Below are 1,463 nucleotides of genomic sequence, written 5' to 3'. Positions count from 1 at the left end.
GAGCAATGATCAGAACCTGTGGATCCCGGGAGGACGCACCTTCCCGGATGATGATCTTTGACGAAACAGGATTCTGATCAAGACCAGCGTTGGCGCGCTGGCGGGAAGGCACGCCCGTGCTCACGGTAGTACACGAAGGCCGAGACCCGAACGAGGCCGGCGACGCCGCCGGTGCAGGCCGGTCGCTGCTCGATGAGATCGTTCGCGACGGTGCCCGGCAGATGCTCGCCGCAGCCCTGCAGGCCGAGGTCGCCGATTACATCGCCCGGCACGCCGGTGAAGTCGACGACAACGGCCACCGCCTCGTCGTACGCAACGGCTACCACACCGAACGCGACGTGATGACCGCCGCCGGTGCGGTGACGGTGAAGGCGCCACGGGTCAACGACAAGCGCATCGATCCCGAGACAGGCCAGCGTAAGAGGTTCTCGTCGGCGATCCTGCCGGCCTGGGCCCGCAGGTCCACCCAAGTGTCCGAGGTGTTGCCGCTGCTGTACCTGCACGGCCTGTCGACCAGCGACTTCGGGCCCGCCCTCGAGCAGTTCCTCGGCTCCGGTGCCGGCCTGTCGCCGGCCTCGATCACCCGGCTGACCGCGCAGTGGCAGGACGAGGCGAAAGCCTTCGGACAGCGGGATCTCTCGCAAGTCGACTACGTCTACCTGTGGGTCGACGGCATCCACCTGAAGGTGCGGCTCGAGCAGGAGAAACTCTGTCTGCTGGTCATGCTGGGGGTGCGGGCCGACGGACGTAAGGAACTCGTCGCCCTGGCCGACGGCTACCGCGAATCCACCGAATGCTGGGCCGATCTGCTGCGGGACTGCCGCCGCCGCGGAATGCGGGCCCCGGTGCTCGCGATCGGGGACGGCGCGCTGGGATTCTGGAAGGCACTGCGGGAAGTGTTCCCCGACACCCGCGAACAACGCTGCTGGTTCCACAAGCAATCCAACGTCCTTGCAGCACTCCCGAAGTCCGCGCATCCCGGCGCGTTGGCGGCGATGAAGGAGATCATCGGAGCCGAGGACATCGACAAGGCGCAGATCGCGATCGCGGCGTTCGAACAGGACTACGGTGCGAAATATCCGAAGGCAGTGAAGAAGATCGTCGATGACGCCGATGTGTTGCTCGAGTACTTTCGGTATCCGGCCGAGCATTGGGTGCATCTGCGTACGACGAATCCGATCGAATCGACTTTTGCGACGGTGCGGCTTCGGACCAGGGTGACCAAGGGTCCGGGTTCACGAGCGGCGGGGATGGCGATGGCCTACAAGCTGATCGAGGCCGCGCAGTCGCGGTGGCGGGCGGTCAACGCACCGCAGCTGGTCGCACTGGTGCGAGCGGGCGCGCTGTTCCACAAGGGCAAGCTCCTCGAACGGCCGGTCGACATCACCCCGGAACCCTCGCCCGACACTCCGGTGTCCGAGGTCGCCTGACGACCCCCGATCCACAGGATTTGACTATTCCTC

At 65.8% G+C, this 1,463-nt stretch carries 1 protein-coding gene; it reads left to right on the top strand.

Annotated features, from left to right (window positions below; all coding sequences use genetic code 11):
* Positions 1 to 116 precede the first annotated feature (116 nt).
* Positions 117 to 1,430: an IS256 family transposase gene (locus AC5Y7V_RS31345; RefSeq protein WP_047040733.1), complete on the top strand. Its 1,314-nt coding sequence runs from the start codon at positions 117 to 119 to the stop codon at positions 1,428 to 1,430.
* Positions 1,431 to 1,463: the final 33 nt, after the last annotated feature.

The sequence above is a fragment of the Mycobacterium sp. NGS34 genome (assembly GCF_059812845.1).
The sequence above is the reverse complement of the archived record's forward strand: the minus strand, read 5'-3'. Positions and strand labels throughout refer to the sequence as shown.